Origin of the sequence: Marinobacter sp. 3-2 (assembly GCF_003751355.1) — a bacterium.
GTDB classification, from domain to species: Bacteria; Pseudomonadota; Gammaproteobacteria; order Pseudomonadales; family Oleiphilaceae; genus Marinobacter; species Marinobacter adhaerens.
In genome coordinates this window covers 52495-71704 of the sequence record NZ_RJUQ01000017.1, presented here as the reverse complement: position 1 = coordinate 71704, position 19210 = coordinate 52495, and the positions used below count along the sequence as shown (strand labels likewise).

The 19210-nt window shown below is 57.7% G+C and carries 15 protein-coding genes and 1 tRNA gene; 8 read left to right on the top strand and 8 right to left on the bottom strand.

What is annotated here, in order from left to right:
- Positions 1-65: 65 nt before the first annotated feature.
- Positions 66-2126 carry an excinuclease ABC subunit UvrB gene (uvrB, locus tag EDB94_RS17160; protein ID WP_053114954.1) on the top strand — a complete coding sequence of 687 codons (2061 nt, stop codon included), beginning with the start codon at positions 66-68 and terminating at the stop codon, positions 2124-2126.
- On the opposite strand, the gene rimI is transcribed toward uvrB, so the two are convergent.
- Positions 2127-3245, bottom strand: coding sequence for a ribosomal protein S18-alanine N-acetyltransferase (gene rimI / locus EDB94_RS17155; protein ID WP_108019036.1), 1119 nt, complete (start codon positions 3243-3245; stop codon positions 2127-2129).
- A gap of 201 nt (positions 3246-3446) precedes the next feature.
- Here rimI and EDB94_RS17150 point away from each other — a divergent pair, with 201 nt between their 5' ends.
- The gene (locus EDB94_RS17150; protein WP_053114956.1) at positions 3447-4946 is read left to right on the top strand and encodes a RimK family protein; all 1500 of its coding nucleotides are present in this window, start codon (positions 3447-3449) and stop codon (positions 4944-4946) included.
- Between the two features lie 19 nt (positions 4947-4965).
- Here the strand turns inward: EDB94_RS17150 and EDB94_RS17145 are convergent, their stop codons facing one another.
- Positions 4966-6126, bottom strand: coding sequence for a cation diffusion facilitator family transporter (locus EDB94_RS17145; protein ID WP_008172046.1), 1161 nt, complete (start codon positions 6124-6126; stop codon positions 4966-4968).
- A 409-nt stretch (positions 6127-6535) separates the two neighbouring features.
- Here EDB94_RS17145 and EDB94_RS17140 point away from each other — a divergent pair, with 409 nt between their 5' ends.
- Positions 6536-7555, top strand: coding sequence for a quinone-dependent dihydroorotate dehydrogenase (locus EDB94_RS17140; RefSeq protein ID WP_108019035.1), 1020 nt, complete (start codon positions 6536-6538; stop codon positions 7553-7555).
- Between the two features lie 172 nt (positions 7556-7727).
- Here EDB94_RS17140 and rmf read toward each other — a convergent pair whose 3' ends face one another.
- The gene (gene rmf, locus EDB94_RS17135) at positions 7728-7940 is read right to left on the bottom strand and encodes a ribosome modulation factor (protein WP_008172042.1); all 213 of its coding nucleotides are present in this window, start codon (positions 7938-7940) and stop codon (positions 7728-7730) included.
- 319 nt (positions 7941-8259) lie between these two features.
- Between rmf and rlmKL the strand changes: the two genes are divergently transcribed.
- On the top strand, positions 8260-10434 hold the full coding sequence (gene rlmKL / locus EDB94_RS17130) for a bifunctional 23S rRNA (guanine(2069)-N(7))-methyltransferase RlmK/23S rRNA (guanine(2445)-N(2))-methyltransferase RlmL (protein WP_108019034.1): 2175 nt from the start codon (positions 8260-8262) through the stop codon (positions 10432-10434).
- Between the two features lie 148 nt (positions 10435-10582).
- On the opposite strand, the gene EDB94_RS17125 is transcribed toward rlmKL, so the two are convergent.
- Both EDB94_RS17125 and EDB94_RS17120 read right to left on the bottom strand, forming a co-directional pair.
- Positions 10583-11191 carry an outer membrane beta-barrel protein gene (locus tag EDB94_RS17125; RefSeq protein ID WP_108019033.1) on the bottom strand — a complete coding sequence of 203 codons (609 nt, stop codon included), beginning with the start codon at positions 11189-11191 and terminating at the stop codon, positions 10583-10585.
- Between the two features lie 107 nt (positions 11192-11298).
- Entirely contained in the window at positions 11299-11784 is a 486-nt protein-coding gene (locus tag EDB94_RS17120; protein ID WP_014576806.1) for a hypothetical protein, read from the bottom strand.
- A 121-nt stretch (positions 11785-11905) separates the two neighbouring features.
- Between EDB94_RS17120 and EDB94_RS17115 the strand changes: the two genes are divergently transcribed.
- Positions 11906-13195 (top strand): M18 family aminopeptidase, encoded by a 1290-nt coding sequence (locus EDB94_RS17115; RefSeq protein ID WP_041645161.1) that lies wholly within the window; start codon positions 11906-11908, stop codon positions 13193-13195.
- Between the two features lie 56 nt (positions 13196-13251).
- Here the strand turns inward: EDB94_RS17115 and EDB94_RS17110 are convergent.
- Positions 13252-13327, bottom strand: a tRNA-Asn gene (locus EDB94_RS17110).
- Between the two features lie 168 nt (positions 13328-13495).
- Between EDB94_RS17110 and EDB94_RS17105 the strand changes: the two genes are divergently transcribed.
- On the top strand, positions 13496-14365 hold the full coding sequence (locus tag EDB94_RS17105; protein ID WP_228743744.1) for a YheT family hydrolase: 870 nt from the start codon (positions 13496-13498) through the stop codon (positions 14363-14365).
- Positions 14366-14372: 7 nt separating this feature from the next.
- On the opposite strand, the gene EDB94_RS17100 is transcribed toward EDB94_RS17105, so the two are convergent.
- Positions 14373-15002: an arylesterase gene (locus tag EDB94_RS17100; protein ID WP_041645163.1), complete on the bottom strand. Its 630-nt coding sequence runs from the start codon at positions 15000-15002 to the stop codon at positions 14373-14375.
- 62 nt (positions 15003-15064) lie between these two features.
- Between EDB94_RS17100 and EDB94_RS17095 the strand changes: the two genes are divergently transcribed.
- Together EDB94_RS17095 and EDB94_RS17090 are read left to right on the top strand one after the other, a co-directional pair.
- On the top strand, positions 15065-15784 hold the full coding sequence (locus tag EDB94_RS17095; RefSeq protein WP_041645164.1) for an ABC transporter ATP-binding protein: 720 nt from the start codon (positions 15065-15067) through the stop codon (positions 15782-15784).
- Positions 15784-18270 (top strand): ABC transporter permease, encoded by a 2487-nt coding sequence (locus tag EDB94_RS17090; RefSeq protein WP_108019031.1) that lies wholly within the window; start codon positions 15784-15786, stop codon positions 18268-18270. Before EDB94_RS17095 ends, EDB94_RS17090 begins: the two co-directional genes overlap by 1 nt.
- 12 nt (positions 18271-18282) lie before the next feature.
- On the opposite strand, the gene EDB94_RS17085 is transcribed toward EDB94_RS17090, so the two are convergent.
- Complete coding sequence (locus EDB94_RS17085; RefSeq protein ID WP_108019030.1) at positions 18283-19065, bottom strand: ABC transporter substrate-binding protein; 783 nt, start codon at positions 19063-19065, stop codon at positions 18283-18285.
- Between the last annotated feature and the right edge of the window lie 145 nt (positions 19066-19210).

Genomic DNA, 19210 nt, shown 5'->3' with positions numbered 1-19210 from the left:
AAATTTCTCGAATGGCAGGGGCTGTTTCGCCCGTGCGTCGGTTTTACCGGAGGTTTCCGCCAGTTATGGCCAGTAATCAGGCAAACGTTTCCGCCAGAGAGGGTGTGTTCCAGGTTGATTCACCGTTCCAGCCAGCGGGCGATCAGCCCAAGGCAATCGAGGGGCTGGTGGATGGTATCCAATCCGGTCTGGCACACCAGACGTTGCTGGGGGTAACCGGCTCCGGTAAAACCTTCACCATCGCCAATGTCATCCAGCAGGTCCAGCGGCCCACCATCATCATGGCCCATAACAAGACCCTGGCCGCCCAGCTCTATGGTGAGTTCAAGGAGTTCTTTCCCGACAATGCGGTAGAATATTTCGTTTCCTACTACGACTACTATCAGCCAGAAGCTTACGTGCCCTCGTCGGACACGTTTATCGAGAAAGACGCTTCTATCAACGAGCACATTGAGCAGATGCGTCTGTCTGCTACCAAGGCATTGCTGGAAAGACCGGATGCCATCATTGTGGCGACGGTGTCGTCTATCTACGGCCTCGGTGACCCCCAGTCTTACCTGAAGATGATGCTGCATCTGGACCGGGGCGATCAGATCGATCAGCGATACATCCTCCGGCGCCTGGCCGAACTTCAGTACACCAGGAACGATATCGAGTTCCACCGGGCCAATTACCGGGTACGCGGCGATGTGATCGATGTATTCCCGGCGGAATCCGAGAAGGAAGCTATCCGCATCGAGCTCTTCGATGACGAGGTTGAGAATCTCAGCTATTTCGACCCGTTGACCGGTGAGGTCCTGCGCCGAGTGCCACGGGTCACCATCTACCCGAAATCGCATTATGTGACGCCCCGGCAGACGGTGCTGGATGCGGTCGAGCATATCAAGGTTGAGCTGGATGAGCGGCTGCAGCAGCTGCGGGACAACAACCGCCTGGTGGAAGCACAACGCCTGGAAGAGCGAACCCGGTACGACATCGAAATGATGCTGGAACTGGGCTATTGCAATGGCATCGAGAACTACTCGCGCTATCTCTCGGGTCGCCGCCCAGGTGAGGCACCGCCGACACTGTTTGATTACCTGCCGCCCAATGCCTTGCTGGTGGTGGATGAATCTCACGTGACCATTCCCCAGATCGGCGCCATGTACAAGGGCGACCGGTCCCGGAAGGAAACCCTTGTTGAGTACGGTTTCCGCCTCCCGTCGGCGCTGGATAACCGACCCATGAAGTTTGAAGAGTGGGAGCGAATTGCGCCCCAGATGATCTTCGTATCCGCAACCCCGTCCACTTACGAGGCCGAGCATGCGGGTCAGGTGGTGGAACAGGTGGTGCGCCCCACCGGCCTGCTGGACCCGGAAATCGAGGTGCGTCCCGCGTCTACCCAGGTGGACGATCTGCTTTCGGAGATCCATACGCGGGTGAAGGTGAAGGAACGGGTTCTGGTGACCACGCTGACCAAGCGTATGGCCGAGGATCTCACCGACTTCCTGATGGAACACGACATCAAGGTTCGCTATCTGCACTCGGACATCGACACCGTCGAGCGCGTGGAGATCATCCGGGACCTCCGGCGGGGGGAATTCGATGTGCTGGTGGGCATCAACCTGCTGCGGGAAGGTCTGGACATGCCCGAGGTTTCGCTGGTGGCCATCTTGGATGCTGACAAGGAAGGTTTCCTGCGCTCCGAGCGCTCACTGATCCAGACCATGGGTCGTGCGGCGCGGAATGTCCACGGCAAGGCCATTCTCTACGGTGACCGGATTACAGGCTCCATGCAGCGGGCTATTGATGAGACAGAGCGTCGCCGGGCCAAGCAGGAAGCTCACAACCTGGAACAGGGCATTACCCCGCAGGGCCTGAACAAGAAGATTGCCGACATCATGGAAGGTGCCGGAGGCGGCGGCCGTGGCCGTCGCAAGGCCGAGCGCCCGGGGCAGAAAGCAGCCGAAGAGGCGGAACAGTATCGGGCCAAGGCTGGCAATCGATCGCCGGAGGAGGTCCTCAAGGAGGTGTCCCGGCTTGAGGATGAAATGTACAAGGCCGCTTCCGAACTGGATTTCGAGACGGCTGCGCGCCTGCGTGATGATATCGCCGAGCTGAAAGAGGCGGCACTGCGGACCGGCTGATCAGGCCGGTCGCTTGGGCCCTACGATGATCGCAGCCTGCAATGGCTGGTTCCTGCCGTACCGTGAAATCTGGCTGAACACCCGGCGGTCGACCGGCAGGTACTGCTTGTCGGCCACGGTTTCGCCGAGTTCAGCATCGATTTCCGGGTCGTGCAGGTACACGAACTGGTCGTCAATCGCGCAGACGGTGACCCAATGGGGCACGCGGCTGCGATTCAGTTGCCAGGTGCTGATCAGGATGACCGGAATTCTGCCTTCGTGAAGGGCTTCTTCCATCGCTTCGAGGGTCAGCGGGTCATGGTGTAGCTGAATGCCTGTCTTGCCGATGTCGTGTAAAAAGCCCTCGTGTACCAGCTCCAGTACCCGTTTCTTGTCCTCGCTTCTGACGGTGTCCTTGAAAAGGGCTCCTTCCATGCTGATCCAGGCGCTGGCTTCAAAACCCCGATTCCACGCTGCGAGCGCCAGTCCATGAGGGCCGCAGCCGCCGTGGCCGGCGAGCATAAATATGGTGGTCGCTTCTCGCCAAAGCCTGAGTTCTTCCAGGGTTGTGAGTGGTTGCTGTTCATCCAGAGCTGCCATCGCCATGATCAGCGCCGCCGGCCCGCAGGAGAAATCCGTGGTCTGCGGATAGTAGGGAACGGCCGGAAATTCTCTTGAAGGCTCGTAGAACAGAATCCTTCGCTCGAAGCGAAGGGCGTCTCCGTGGTCTTCGTAATAGTCCCGGTAGGTGCCGAACTGGCGATAGCCCAGGCGCTTGTAGAGGTTGATGGCGCCTCTGTTATCCTCGCGGACTTCCAGGCGCATGATGATACGGCCAGCCTCCACCGCCTCCGATTCTGCTTCCCGTATCAGTTTCTCGCCCACGCCCTGGCCACGCACAGCTGGCGACACCGCAATGGAGTAGATCCGGGCGAGCCGGGTGGCAGCGCTCATCAGAACCAGGCAGTAGCCCACCAGCTCGCCATCGGCCTCGGCCACAATCAAGCGGTCTCTGGGCATTTCCAGAAAGCGACGAAAACTCCGCCGAGAGAGGCGGTCTTCGGTGAAGCACCGGTTTTCGAGCAAGACCAGGGCGTCGAGGTCCTTGCTGGAGGCTTGTCGGAGCTGGAAATCAGGCATTGAGAGGCGGCCTTGAAAAACGCGAGGAGGGCATGCTGGTGGGCTTCCCGTACTCCGCTATTATGTGTGAGAGTCAGGGTAACGCAAAGACCACAAGGATGCGTAAAAGCACGCATTATGCGCCGATTGTGCAGCGATTGTGACCGGCGTATTGTGGCCACAATTACCACAGGCAAGACCTTTCAGGGAGGAATGCCTTCAATGTCCCGATTGCTTATCGTAGTGGACCGCGCCAAAGACTGGGCGCCTTATTACCCCAGTGAGGACGTGCTGACGTTTGACCAGTACCTCCAGTTCTCAGCTCCGCCCGCCAGTCGGGTGAGGGTCATCAACCTGTGTCAGAGCGCCCGTTACCTGAGCAAGGGGTATTATTGTTCACTCCTGGCAGAGGCCCGTGGTCACCATGTCGTACCCTCGGTGATGACGCTCAATGATCTCGGCCGCAAAGGACTGTTTTCACTTGAGCTGGAAGAGCTTGATGAAAGCGTCATCAACTGGCTCGAAGCGGCGGGTTCCGCTATTGACCCTGCCAGTGATGAGCGCGCGGCCACCCATGAAGTGCGCATTCGGACCTACTTTGGCCAGGCCGAGCACCCGGATCTGAAGCCGGTCGCCCGGGCGCTGTTCGAGCGGTTCCCTTGTCCGATTCTTGAAATTGTTTTCAAGCGCCGCAAGCAGTGGCAAATCGAGTCCATGAAGCCGGCGGCTCCGGCGGATCTGGGTGAGCAGGAGCAGGACGTGTTCGCGGCGGCCCTGGATCGTTTCAGCAGCATGGTCTGGCGTAAGCCACGGACCCGACGCCGTTACCGCTATGATCTGGCGGTGCTGGTCAATCCCGATGAGGAGATGCCGCCGAGTGACAAGGTTGCCCTGAAGCGTTTCGAGAAAGCCGGTCGCAAGCTGGGTATCAACGTTGAGCAGATTACCCGGCGGGATTATATGCGCCTGCCGGAATACGATGGGTTGTTCATTCGTGAGACCACTGCCATTGATCATCACACCTACCGGTTTGCCCGCAAGGCGGCCGCTGAGGGCATGGTGGTCATTGATGATCCGGTGTCGATCCTCAAGTGCACCAACAAGGTGTTCCTTGCAGATCTCCTGAAGAACAACAAGGTTCCCACGCCCAAGACACTCATCCTGTCGAAAGATCAGAAGAACGCTGTCGAGCAGGTCATCAGTGAGCTGGGTTTTCCGGTGGTTATCAAGATCCCGGATGGTGCGTTTTCCCGCGGCGTAACCAAGGCCGAAGACGAGAAGACCCTCCGTGCCGGGCTGAGAGACCTGTTCAAGCAGTCCGCCCTGGTGCTGGCTCAGGAATACCTTTACACCGATTACGACTGGCGCATTGGTGTGCTCGGTGGGCGGGCCATCTACGCCTGCAAGTACATGATGGTGAAAGGCCACTGGCAGATCTATCAGCACAGCGAATCCGAGAGTGAGAGCGGTGGCTTTGAGACCATGCCCACGTATGAGGTGCCAAGGAATGTCATTCAGGCGGCCCTGAATGCCACCAGACTGATCGGCAACGGGCTGTACGGTGTGGATATCAAACAGTCAGGCAACCGGGTTGCCGTCATCGAAGTCAACGACAACCCGAGCATTGATGCGGGCGTGGAAGACCGCTTCCTGGGGGGCGAGCTCTACACCCTGATCATGCAGGAGTTTCTTTCAAGGATGGAAGAGAACAGGCGTCGCTAGGTTCTATGGCCGGCGGCTTTCAGGGGCCGGCCACCCAGACCCGGACACTCCCAAACCAGGGGTAATCACCGAGCTCTTCCCTGATGTTTGAGGATGAGAAGACGGTTTCACCCTCGGGGCTGTCCAGGAACAGCTCCAGATGCACCTTGTTTTTCAGATAGTGCAGCCGGAGCCGGCTGTGTTGCGGCAACTCTCCCAGGTGTCGGGCCAGGATGGCCCGGATGTCTTCACGGGAGGGCAGTCGCTCGGAGGTCAGCGGCTGATCTTCGTCGTTTTCGGCGTCGATGTGGAAGTTGATGTCCCGGATGTTGTCCAGGGCATCCCGCATTCCCGAGACAACCTGCATGCCGATCTGATGCCCTTCTGATACGCTGATTTCCGGACGAACCACCAGGTGAATATCCAGCAGAATGTCGTGCCCCATACGACGGCTGCGAAGCTCATGCACGTTGCGCACTCCGTCTGTGTCCCGGGCGATACTCTTGAGCATCTCCGTGTCCTCCTGGGAGAGGCCGGTATCCACGAGTTCCTTGACGCTGTCCCAGGTAAACTTCCAGCCAATGTGGATAATGATGCCTGCGATCACCACCGCCGCGAACACATCAAGCCAGACCATGCCGAGCATGGCTCCGGCCGTGGACACCAGAACCACGACTGAGGAGAACGCATCAGTTCGGCTGTGCCAGGCGTTGGCGATAATCAGATCCGAGCGGATCTTCAGGCCGACGTGGCGTGTGTATCGGAAAATCCATTCCTTGCCCGCAACAGACGCTGCAGCTGCCACCAGAACCGGCCAGCCAGGCACAGTATCCACGCCACCCTCTATCAGGCGTAGGGTGTTTTCCCAGGCCAGGGCGGCGCCAACGGCAATCAGGATGCTGCCCAGAACCAGAGTGCCGAAGGTTTCGATTCGCTGATGGCCGTAAGGATGGTCGTCATCCGGCTCCTGGCGGGACACCTTCATGACGCCAAGAACAACCAGATCAGAGGCAACATCCGTAAACGAGTGAATGCCATCCACCAGCAGGGCCTGGGAGTTAAAAAGAGCACCACCAATGACTTTTATGACCCCGAGTACGGCATCGAGAATCATTCCGATAATGGTCACGCGCGAGGCCGCCTTCATTTCGCCCGCGAGGTTTTCCCGGTGCTGTTGGGCGGGGGAAATCGGCTCTTGCATTGATGCACTCCAGATCAGAAGACAGGTGTCAGTATAACGTTATTCTCACGGGCTTTGGCAGGTGTGGCTAAAAGAGGGGATTTCAAGTGATTTATGCACATCATTGCAGAACGATGACTGGGTAACATTTTGTTTAGTATTTGTCGACAGCCATGAGAAAAATATATAAATCATTGAAAATAAAAATAAAAATAACTGGTCAAAAAATGATCAATTTGTAGATTGGCGCAGTTATCAAGGGATGGCAACCGTTGCCCCGCGATTTTCAACAGGTTTATCCACAGATTCCGTGGAAAAGGTCATGAGAGTGCCATGATACAGTCATTTACAGCTGATTTGGTTCTATCCCGGGATGCTGTGGAAAACTTCCGGTATACTCCGCCCACTTGGATCAGGGGAGTTTTTTCAGATGTACGGCGTTATCCGCAATCTGCTTTTCCGCCTTCCAGCGGAGCAAGCTCACAATGTTGCATTGAATGGTCTCGATCTTGCGCACCGATTAGGCGTTTTGAGCGCTTTTTCACCAAAGATAGATTCATTGCCAGTGAATGTTATGGGGCTGGATTTTCCGAACCCCGTCGGGCTTGCCGCAGGTCTGGATAAGAACGCCGATCACCTCGATGCGCTTGGCGCCCTGGGCTTCGGTTTTATTGAAGTCGGTACCGTGACGCCTCTGGCGCAGCCCGGCAACCCCAAACCACGGATGTTTAGGCTGCCGGAGCATCAGGCCATCATTAACCGGATGGGTTTCAACAACGAGGGGCTGGACCACTTGCTGGCCCGTGTGGATCAGCGCCGCTACAAGGGCGTGCTTGGAATCAATGTTGGCAAGAACAAGGACACGCCCAACGACCAGTCCGAATCCGATTACCGGAAGGGGATATCGGCGGTTTACAGTCGGGCCGATTACATTACGGTGAATGTGTCCTCGCCCAACACGCCCGGTCTTCGGGATTTGCAGTTTGGAGACTCTCTGAAAGGCCTTCTGGAGGCCATCAAGGACGAACAGCTCCAGTGTGAGAAGGAGCATGGTCGGTACGTGCCTGTGGCTGTGAAGATCGCCCCGGACATGGACGATGACGGTATCCGCTTCGTGGCATCCGCCCTGCGTGAGACGGGCCTTGATGGCGTGATTGCCACTAATACAACGATCAGTCGGGATGCCGTGGCAGGTCATACCCATGCCGATGAGGCTGGTGGCCTCAGCGGTGCACCGGTGCGGGAGGCTTCTCTCAGGGTTATCCGGGGGCTTTACGCGGAACTGGGGAAATCACTACCGATTATTGGTGTCGGCGGCATTATGGACGGTGAAAGTGCGGCCGAGAAAGTCCGGGCCGGTGCCAAGCTGGTCCAGATCTACACCGGTTTTATTTACCGGGGGCCTGAACTTATTAAAGAGGCTGTTGAGGCTATCCGGCAGGTCAAGTGATTTACCGCGCCCCATAACGAAGGTGGGCCCGCTTAGCGGGCCCGAGCGGGGAATGAACCCCGTGGCGCTTCATCGCATGGTACGGGGCGGGAGGCCCCGTTTGGGTTGCTCTGAGTACTGCGTCAAATTGTGTGTAAAAAGATCAGATTAAGAATCGGGGTTAGTTGAGGCGTCACGCTGTCGTAACGTTAGCCAGTTTATGGATGCCGGATACGCCGGTCATGCCCTCCCATTGATCTGTGCGGCCTTCTCGCCACCCGTTCAGCCATTCCTGGCGAACTTCCGCCTGTTCAATCGGGCAGCTGTCTTTGGATTTTCCGGACACGCCAGCGAGATAACCCCGCTTGAATGCACGAGCGTACATGTCTCTTTTCTGTCTTTTCATGCCGTTCCTCACTGATGGATTAACAGAACAAGCGTGTACACATCTGCAGTGGCTGCGACCAGTGTTATCCGCTCCGGGATAACCCACTATTGTCAGCTCAAGCCAGAGCAGTCAGGATCCTGTTAACGGAAGGTTTGCACCCTTCCGGAACGACGCGTCACTTACAAGGTAAGTCGAACCTTTAGCGGATGTACACTAATTATTTCATCTATGTGACGCTTTTTTTATAGTTATATGAACTAAAAATTTTGCTGCGATTTTCGGAATAGCCCTTATTTCGGAAACTTACCTCAAGCCGTCCAGGAACCAGGAGTTGAACTTGTCCAAATCTGTATTTTTCGTAACCTGCCCGAAGGGGGTGGAATACCTACTGGCGGACGAGCTCAGCACCTTTGGTCTGGATACCGTACGCAATGCCCCGGCCGGGGTCTGGGTGGAGGGTTCTCTGGAGGGTGGTTATCGCGCCTGCTTATGGTCGCGTCTCGCCAACCGGGTGATCCTTCACATTGATGAAGTGGATGCCAACAGTGGCGATCAGCTCTATGACGGCGTTGTGCACATGGACTGGCAGCAGCACATTCCTGTGCATGGCAGTTTCCGCGTTACGTTCCTCGGTCAGAACGAGGCCATCCGCAATACTCAATATGGCGCTCAAAGGGTCAAGGACGGCATTGTGGACCGGTTTCAGGCCAATGGCGGACCGCGGCCTTCAGTGGATGCCAAGAACCCGGATGTCATTGTCTCCGCGCGACTCAATCGTGGCCGCTTGTCCCTGGGCATTGATCTGAGCGGGCACAGCCTGCACATGCGCGGCTATCGTACCGATCAGGGCATGGCACCCCTGAAGGAAAACCTGGCCGCGGCATTGCTGATGCGAGCGGGTTGGCCGGAGATCGCCGCCGCCGGCGGCGACTTCGTGGACCCGATGTGCGGGTCAGGCACCCTTGTAGTTGAAGCTGCCATGATGGCGCTGGATATGGCGCCCGGCCGCAAGCAGGAAAGGTTCGGTTTCGAGAAGTGGCCGGGCCATCAGCCGGAGCTCTGGTTATCGCTGCGCCAGGAGGCGGAGCGTCGCGCCCACGAGGGCAAGCAAGGGCGGATCCCAAGAATGGCGGGCTTTGACCAGGATAGCCGGGTCATCGGGACCGCCTGGAAAAACATCCAGAGGGCAGGTCTGGAGAATGTTGTGCACGTTGAGGCTCGCGCAGTCGATGCCCTGGAACTGGAAGGCGACTGGTCTGATCAGGGGCTGGTCCTAACCAATCCCCCGTACGGTGAGCGGTTGAGTGAGCGCAGGGAGTTGGGCGGCTTGTACCAGGCACTGGGCGACGCGGTTAAACGCTGCGTTCCAGGCTGGCGCCTCGGTGTATTTACCGGAGCCCCGGAATTCGGCAAGTCCATCGGATTGAGAAGTTACAAGCAATACCGGCTTTTCAACGGCAAGCTGCCCGCCCAGTTGCTGCTGTTCGAGATAAATGAAGTGAGCGCCATGACACCGAGGACCCCGGATATTCCCGGTGAGGTCACCCCTCGAATTGCCAATGAGGAACGCGCGGCCATGTTGCGCAATCGCCTCAAGAAGAACGTGAAGACCATTGGGCAGTGGGCAAGAAAGCAGGGCATTGGTTGCTACCGCCTCTACGATGCCGATATGCCGGAGTTTGCGTTGGCGATCGATATCTATGAGGGGCGGGTGCACGTGCAGGAGTATGCGGCCCCGAAATCGGTGGATGAGCGTGCTGCTCGAGAACGCCTGGCGGAGGCCCTTGCAGTCATTCCCGAAGCACTGGGAGTGGAGCCGGAGGATATGGTGTGCAAGCAGCGCCAGCGGCAAACCGGCACCAATCAGTACGAGAAGCAGGCAGCCAGTGGCGAGTTTTTCAGGGTTCACGAACACGGCTGCGTGTTGAAGGTGAACCTCAAGGATTATCTGGACACGGGTCTGTTTCTGGATCATCGGCCGGTGCGGTACTGGATTCAGCAGCACTCGGCAAACCAGCGATTCCTGAACCTGTTCTGTTATACCGGCGCGGCCACTGTTCACGCTGTTGTTGGAGGCGCCAGCCGCTCGCTCAGTCTGGATATGTCAAAGACGTATGTCGGCTGGGCCGAGGAGAACCTTGCGCTGAACGGAGCCGACCTCAAGAAGCATCGGGTAGAGCAGGCAGACTGCCTGGCCTGGCTGGCAGACCGGAAAACGGCGGACCAACGGTTTGACCTGATTTTCATGGATCCGCCGACCTTTTCCAATTCTGCCCGTATGGCCGGCGTTCTGGATATCCAGAAGGATCATCCCACGCTGGTCAGGCAGGCCATGGCAAGGTTGAGTTCCGACGGTTTGCTGATCTTTTCCAACAATTTCCGACGCTTCAAGCTGGACGAGACACTGGAAAGCGAGTTCGAGGTTGCTGAAGTGACGCGGGATACCCTGGACAAGGATTTTCAACGCAACGCCCGCATTCACCGGTGCTGGCATATTCGCCACAAGGCCTGAATTTACGGGGGTACCGGTAGGATTGGCTGCCTCTCATGGAACCGCTACGAGCACATCCATGTGCGCTTGAGTGAAGCCATCCATGGCTTCACACATTCCATGAGAGGCAGCCAATCCAGCCTTTGCGAACGCCTGAGTCAGCTGTTTCTCAGAACTCGTATCGCAGTCCGCCGGAAAACTGGAAGGTGTTCACATCCGTTCCCGTATCTTCGAAAAGCTTTCCGCCTTCGAAGACCAGAAACGTATCGTCCATCACTTCGAAATCTAGCCCTGCAATCCAGCTGATGGAGAAGCCGCTGTCCGGGAACTCGCCTTCGAGATCCAGGTAGGGGTTGTTGCGATCATTTGCGGGGTCGCTGATCTCGCCTTCGCCGTGGATATAGGAAAAGCCGAACTGGCCGTAGAGGTTTGCATAGTCGGTGATCGGGTAGTGCAGGCCCATGTACCAGCTGGCGTAGTAGTCAATGCTCAGCGTCAGGTCACTGTCCGGTACCTCGGCGTCTTTGAAGCCGCCACCGGCCCGCAGCTCGGCGTGAAACAGATCGGTTATGTGGCCACCCACCACCAGTGTTCCGCCTGTGCCCCAGGCGGTTTCCTTGGTGTTTTCACCGATGGTGCGGTGGTTGTAGGTGGTTGCCAGCAGCCCGATGTAGTGTTTGTCGGCCCTTGGCGTTTCCTGGGCCAGGGCGGCCTGGGATGCGAGGAGCAGGGCAGGGACAAGCGGACAGACGAGGGGCGTTCGCACAACCTTGTTCATTGTTATCGGGCTTCCTGACATGGGCGAATACGGGCTGATTCTGCCTCGTGTAACCGTTTGTTACGTCGACCCGTGTCACACTTCCCCCTGTCAATTCCTGCTGTTTCTCAATCCTCGTCGAACAGGCCCTCTTCCCGCGCCATCAGCAGCAGTGCGTAGACGCCATTTTCAGGCAACTGGGGTTCCAGGCTTTCCTCGAACAGGAGCTGGCGGCGGCGGTCTTCCAGGGTTTCGCTGTCCAGGCCTGTGATCAGCTCACTGATGGGTGCGATTTCGAACGGGGCCTCCTGTGCCACGGCCGTGAAAATGAGGTCTACCAGAATCTCGTCTGGATCGAGGCCGTCCACGAAGACGGTCTGGTCGGGCAGATCCTGGTGCAGTTCCCGGGCCAGCTCGATCAGGGGCACGCCCTGTTCTTCAAGGTAGAGGAGGTCGACATCGCCCAGGTCACCGTCTTCCGGGAGCCAGTCGTCGGAAGGGGCGATGACCACGGTTTTCATTCGGCCGTCTTCCAGCGACCAGGCCATGGCGGTGGGAAAAAGCGCGTCGTCGGTCTGGCAGTATTCAATGTCGAGAAATCTCGGTGCTGGCACGTTGGGCTCCCGGTGATGGTTGATTTGTGACCCGGTTATAGGGAATGTCCGTTGACGCAGTATGAGGCTTTACGGCTTCATGCCATACTGTTGGCGCAATTATCTTTTAATCAGGGACATCATGGAACACGCTGAATTTAACAAAGATTTATTGAAGTTTCTGAACACTTCCCCCACACCCTGGCATGCGGTTGACACCATGAAACAACGGCTGAGTGCGGCCGGGTTTCAGGAGCTGGATGAGCGGGAAGACTGGTCGCTGGTGAGCAACCAGGGCTATTACGTTGTCCGCAACGGCTCCTCAATTGTCGCCTTCCGAACCGGCAGCAAAGATGTCACCACCTCGGGAATCCGCATGGTAGGTGCTCATACCGACAGCCCCTGCCTGAAGGTCAAGCCGAACCCTGAGCTCCGCCGCAAGGGCTTCTTCCAGTTAGGTGTTGAAGTTTACGGTGGTGTGTTGCTGAATCCCTGGTTTGACCGGGATCTTTCCCTGGCCGGTCGGGTGACGGTGCTGGACGAAGACGGCAAGGTGCGGGACACCCTGGTGGATTTCCGTAAGCCTGTGGCATTCATTCCGAGCCTGGCAATCCATCTTGATCGAGAAGCCAACAGCAATCGCACGGTTAACCCACAGACCGATCTGCCCCCGGTTCTGATGCAGGTTCCTGAGAGCGATACCACCAGCTTCGTGGATCTGCTGTCCCAGCAGGTCAAGGCCGAGACCGGGCTCACTGTCCGCAAGGTCCTGGGTTACGAGCTCAGTTTCTACGATGCCCGTGAAGCCTCGTTTGTCGGATTGCGTGATGATTTCATCGCCTCGGCTCGCCTGGACAACCTTCTGAGTTGTTACATTGGCCTCCAGTCGCTGCTGAAAACCTCCGGGGACGAAGCCGCGTTGCTGGTCTGCAACGATCACGAGGAAGTTGGCAGTATGTCTGCCGAAGGTGCACAAGGGCCGTTCCTGACAGCGGTTCTGGACCGCTGGGTCGGCGCTGGCAAGGCTCGTGCTATTGCCAACTCAATGATGGTGTCGGCGGACAATGCCCATGGCATTCATCCGAATTACATGGATAAACATGATGAGAATCATGGCCCGATTCTCAATCAGGGGCCGGTGATCAAGGTCAACCATAACCAGCGGTACGCCACCAACAGTCGATCGGCAGCAGTTTACCGGCACATCAGTGACGAGCTGGGGTTGCCTCACCAGACCTTTGTGGTTCGGAGCGATATGGGCTGTGGCAGCACCATTGGGCCCCTGACGGCGGGGAACCTGGGTGTAACCACGCTGGATATTGGCGTGCCCCAGTTCGGTATGCATTCCATTCGGGAGCTGATTGGCACCGAGGATGGGTTCACGTTGTTCCGCGTGCTGACCGAATTCATGCAGCGCGAGCAGATTTTCTGAGGCCGTAAACGAAAAATGCCGCTGGTTCAGAAGAATCAGCGGCATTTCGGAATAAGTGGCTCCCCGAGCTGGGCTCGAACCAGCGACAAACGGATTAACAGTCCGTTGCTCTACCAACTGAGCTATCGGGGAACAGCATCAAGTGGCGCGCATATTAAGCGCTTTGGTTTACGGGGTCAACCCCCTGATATGAAAGGCTAAAAATTGTACGAAAGCAGGACTCTTCACTACCGGCCCCCGCCGTGGTTGCGCAATGGCCACGTTCAGTCTGTCTGGCCCACACTGTTTCGCAAAGTCCCTATGGTGGAACCGGAGCCGGAAGTGATCGCCACACTGGATGACGACGAACTGCACCTGGACTGGTACCGGCAGGGTAGCGATCGCCTGGCCATCGTGTCTCACGGTCTGGAAGGTCACAGCAGGCGGCCCTACGTGCTCGGTTTAACTCGCGCCCTGCTTCGGGAAGGCTGGGATGTTCTTGCCTGGAACTTCCGCTCTTGTGGCGGGGTTATGAATCGGCAACCGCGGTTCTATCACAGCGGCGCCACCGAGGATCTCGGCCTGGTGGTCAACCACGGTTTGTCAGGTGCTTACGACACCCTGTTTCTTTCCGGGTTCAGCATGGGGGGCAATCTGACGCTGCTTTATCTGGGCGAACAGGGCGAGCGTGTTGATAGCCGGATCTGCGGAGCCGTTGCCTATTCGGTTCCCTGCGACCTGGCCGGCAGCGCAGATATGCTGGCATTGCCCAGCCGAAAGATCTACATGCAGCGCTTTCTCCGGGATCTGAAGGTAAAAATGGAGGAAAAGGCGGAGAGGTTTCCGGACCTGATTGATATTTCGGGGTTTGATGCCATTCGCAGCTTTCACGAGTTTGATGACCGCTACACCGCGCCTCTGCACGGTTTCCGCAATGCCCGGGATTACTGGGCCCAGTGTTCAGCATTGGGGCGCATGCGAGATATCCGCGTGCCGGCGCTGATGGTGAACGCCGCCGACGATCCGTTTCTCTCGGCGCGCTGTTTCCCGGAATCCCGGCGGGAGCTGGGCGCTCATGTGCGCCTCGAAGCTCCTCGGTGGGGCGGCCACGTCGGGTTTGTCGAGCATTCGAAAGATGGCTTTTATTGGTCAGAGCGCCGTGCGCTGGCATTCCTCCAGGGATTGACCTGAACCATCTTTATTGCAGGATCGGTTTGAGCACCGGCCAGACATTCTCCAGCAGTTTGCCCTGGGCTTCCTCGGTGGGGTGAATCCCGTCGTCCTGCATCAGCCCGGCCTGGTTGTAGATGCCGTCCAGGAAAAAGGGAACCAACGCGGTGTCGTATCGGTCAGACAGCTTCGGATAGATTTCGGCAAACATCTCTGTGTAGCGCTGTCCGTAGTTGGGCGGTATTTGCATGCCCACCAGTACGGCGCGAGCACCCGAGGTCTGCACCTTTTCGATCATGGAGGCGAGATTGGATTCGATTACGTTGGGGGGAAAGCCGCGAAGGCCATCATTGCCACCCAATTCAATGACCACGACGTCGGGCTCGTTCTCCTCAAGGAGATCAGGCAGCCGGCGGGCACCGCCATCCGTGGTTTCTCCGCTGATGCTGGCATTGACCACTTCCCAGTCGTTCAACCCTTTGCTCTCGAGCCGGTTTCTCAGCAACTGCACCCAGGCAGTTTCGGAGGGCACTCCATAGGCCGCACTGAGGCTGTCACCTACGATGAGCAGCGTGTTTTGACTGGCCACTGCCGGCAGCGCCAGCACGGCAAACACGAGAAAAAGAATTGATCTGACGTACACCAATGCCGTATGCATAGACAACCAATACACCTTTAAGCCGTTTTCAAGACCCAGGATCGGGAGATTCCGTGAATCAGATGACCAATGTTAACCCGGATAGCCAGAGCCCAATGTTACGGGTAGATAACCTGACCCACCGCGTCAGTGTTGAAACCGATACGCTCACGATCTTGCAAGGGGTCACTCTCGAAATCAATCGGGGAGAATCCGTAGCCATTGTCGGGCGCTCCGGTTCTGGTAAAACCACTCTGTTGGGTTTGCTGGCGGGTCTTGATACGCCCAGCGAGGGGACGGTGGAGCTGGACGGCTCGGTGATCAGCAAGCTCAGCGAGGATGAGCGGGCAAAACTCCGCGCACACCGGGTTGGCTTTGTATTCCAGTCTTTCCAGCTTTTGCCGGCGCTAACCGCGCTCGAGAACGTTATGTTGCCGCTGGAACTTGCCGGCATGGCGTCTCCGGAGAAGAGGGCCCGTGAGCTGCTGGAACGGGTTGGGCTTGGCGAACGGCTGACCCACACACCCAGACAGCTCTCCGGTGGTGAGCAGCAGCGGGTTGCCATCGCGCGGGCATTTGCGTCTGAGCCGCTGATCCTGTTTGCTGACGAGCCGACGGGCAACCTGGATAACCGCACCGGTCAGGCAGTGTCTGATCTCTTGATGGCGTTGAACCGGGAGCAGGGCACAACGTTGGTGATGGTAACCCACGATGAACACCTCGCGGCGCGCTGCAATCGGCAGTTCCATATTGAAGCCGGCGTTCTGACCGAACCGGAAGCAGCGCAGGAGATGGCGCACTGATGGCAGCTGCAAAAAAACTCATGTCGGTTCGCCGGGACTGGCGGGAACGGGATGTTCGCGTCGTTCTGGCCGCTCTCATCATCGCCGTTGCCACTGTTGCCACCATTGCCCTGTTTGCCAGTCAGCTTCAACGCACCCTGGTGTCTTCAGCCAGCTCGTTCCTGGCAGCGGATCGCCAGCTTGAGGCAGAGAATGGCCGCCCGATTCCGGACGCCTGGCTTCAGGAAGCCGCCGATCAGGGCCTGAAAACCGGTCGAATGGTGGAATTCTCCACCATGGTGTTCGGTGACGAGAATTTCCAGCTGGTGTCAGTCAAGGCCGTGAGCAATGAATATCCGCTTCGCGGCGATATCGAAATCCAGCGGAACCCGACAGGTACCCGGGAGCTGGTAAATCAGGGGCCCGGGCCGGGAGAGGTCTGGATCAACCCGCGCTTGCTCAGGCTGCTGGATCTCGAAGTCGGCGAGTCGCTTGAAGTTGGTAATCTGAATCTTACCGTGTCCGGCCTGCTCATCCGGGAGCCGGACGGCGGTTTCCGGCTGTCGGCACTGGCCCCCCGCGTGATGATGCATGTGGATGATGTGGCCGCCACCGGGGTCATCCAGGAGGGCAGCCGGGTTGAATACGTCTACCTGTTTGCCGGTGATGAAGCTGCGCTGGAATCGTACTACCAATGGCTGGAACCCAGACTCGAGCCCAGTCATGAATGGGCGGGTGTCCGGGATGGCGAGACCTTTTCGCGCTCACTCGAGCGAGCCGAGCGATTCCTTCTGTTGGGTGGCAGTCTTGCGGTCCTGCTTGCAGCCGTGGCAGTGGCTGTGGCGAGTAGGCAGTATGCCCTTTCCCAGCGCGATACCGTGGCACTTCTGAAAACGCTGGGGCTCAACGGTGCAGGGATTGGCGGTTTGTACCTCAAGCGCCTCGCGCTCTGGGGTGTCACCGGGATTGTGGGCGGACTGTTGGTCGCGATGCCGCTGTACTGGTTGCTGATTCACATGCTCAGCCAAGTGCTTGAGCGCCCGGTGGAATTTCAGCTCGATCCGTCTGCATTGGTGCCCGCCTTGCTGACGGCACTGGTCTCTCTGTTTGCGTTTGCCTATCCTCCCGTTCGCAGGCTTCGCAACGTTCCGGCGATGCGTGTACTGCGCAGCCAGCCCGGTGAAACCGGTCGTGAGGCCCTGCCGGATATGATAATTGCCATTGTGGCGGTTTTCGGGCTGGTATGGATGTATGCAGGCGAACTTGCGCTGGTGGTTTCCCTTCTGGGGGGGCTTGCGTTGCTGCTCGGGGCACTCGGCCTGGTGGGTTGGCTGTTGGTGGCAACACTGCGTAAGGTCCGTGGCGGTGGTAACGCCTGGCGTTTGGCCCTGGTGGGGCTGTACCGACATCGCCGGGCCAGTCTTTCCCAGATTGCCGTATTTGCGATGACGTTGATGCTGGCGGCCACGCTGATATTGGTGCGGACCTCTCTGCTGGCAGACTGGCAGGCCCAGTTGCCGGATGACGCACCCAATCATTTCCTGATCAATATTGCACCGGAGGCGGTCGAGGACGTCGATGCGTTCTGGCAGGAGCGTGGCCAGCCATTGGACAAACTTTACCCGATGGTGCGAGGGCGCTTGACCGAACTCAATGGTCAGCCGGTCAAGGAGACAGTCAGCAAGGATGAAAATGTTAACGCTCTTAACCGCGAACTGAACCTGACCTGGATGTCGGCCTTGCCGGACGACAACGAGGTAGTCGAGGGCGCCTGGTTTGGCGAAAACCAGAAGGATGGTGTCTCGGTGGAAGCGGAACTGGCCGGAAAGCTGGGGCTGTCACTGGGCGACGAACTGACGTTCACCATTGGCTCGGAAAAGGTGACAGAAGCCGTCACCAGTATTCGGACGGTTCAGTGGGATAGCATGAAGCCCAATTTCTATATGGCGTTCCCGCCGGAGGGCGGGCTCACCGAGATGCCAGCGACCTGGATTACCAGTTTTTACCTGCCCAAGGACAAGAAAGATGCCCTGAACGAATTTTCCCGGCAGTTCCCGACGGTTTCCGTTCTGGAAATTGATCATGTGATTGAGCGGATCCAGGAGATCGTCCGGCAGGTCACCCAGGCGATTGAAGCCATTCTGGCGTTGATCCTTGCCGCCGCGCTTGTGGTGATGGCTGCAGTCGTCAGTGCGACGCTTCAGGATCGACAGCGGGAAGGCGCGCTGCTGCGAACACTTGGCGGGCGCCAGAGGTTGCTGGTTCGCAGCACCATGCTCGAATTTGCGTTGCTGGGTGGTTTCGCAGGTGTGCTCGGAGTGGTCGCCGCCGAGGCGGCAGTCTGGGCGCTTCAGTTCAGGATGTTCGAGGGCACATTCCAGTGGCACTGGCACGTGGTGCTGCCGATTCCAATCGTAAGCGCCGTTGTTCTTGCCCTGTTCGGCCGCTGGCAGCTACGGCCGGTGTTGAGTGTATCGCCGATGCTGTTGTTGCGACGCCTCGAGTAGCGCCGGGCGGCTTCAGCGGTAGTTGGCGAGAATGGCATCCAGCTCGCCATTCGCCTTCATCTTCGCCAGTTCTTCGTTGAACTGGCTGGCAAAGGACTGCCAGTCTTTCCGCAGCATTAGCCGGAACCCGTAATTGCTGATGCTTTCGTTGCTGATGTCGAAATGCTGCCGCAGCCCCTCGTTTCTGAGAATCCACTTTCCGACGAGCCGGTCGGCGACGGCGGCGTCGAAGCGGTCACCGTGCAGCACGAAGGTGAACATGTCCTTGTCTCTGGAAACATCAAAGCGGCGAATCCGACCTTCCTCGAAGTAGGGCTCAAGCAGCGGATATCGGTAGCCGAGATGGGTGACAATGGTTTTGGAGATCAGATCGTCCGGGCTCTCGTAGTAAAAGCTGGATTGTGCTGGTACAAAAAACACTTCCTCGATGTCGACTATCGCATCGGTAAACAGGAATTTCTCCGGGTCGTCAGCCCACTCGCGAGCCCTTGGTGTGGCATCGATGTATCCATCAAGCAGCATCTGATCTACACGTTTACGGGGGATTTGCTCAGCGATTACCCGGTATCCGAGCCTCTGGGCTACCTCGGACACCACATCCCAAATGATTCCTGATGGTTGGCTCTGGTCACCGATGAGATAGGGTGGGTAACCATTGGGCGAAATATTGAAGCGGAAAACCTCTTGTTCGCCAGAGGCATCCTGTGAGGCAAAAACTGGCGAGGAAAGTGCAGTCAGTACAAGAAGAAGGACGCCAAGAGTGGCATTAACAGGGCGGGGATATCGGTTTTGCATGTGGTGGGGCTCTCTACGGAACAGTACTGTAGGTGGATAATGAACCCGGCTATCATCCCTGCCAGAATTGGCTAATTCTCCTCTCTTGCTTGATCAATTTCAATGATGTGAATTCTATCTTCACACAAGGCAAACGCCGGGGGCC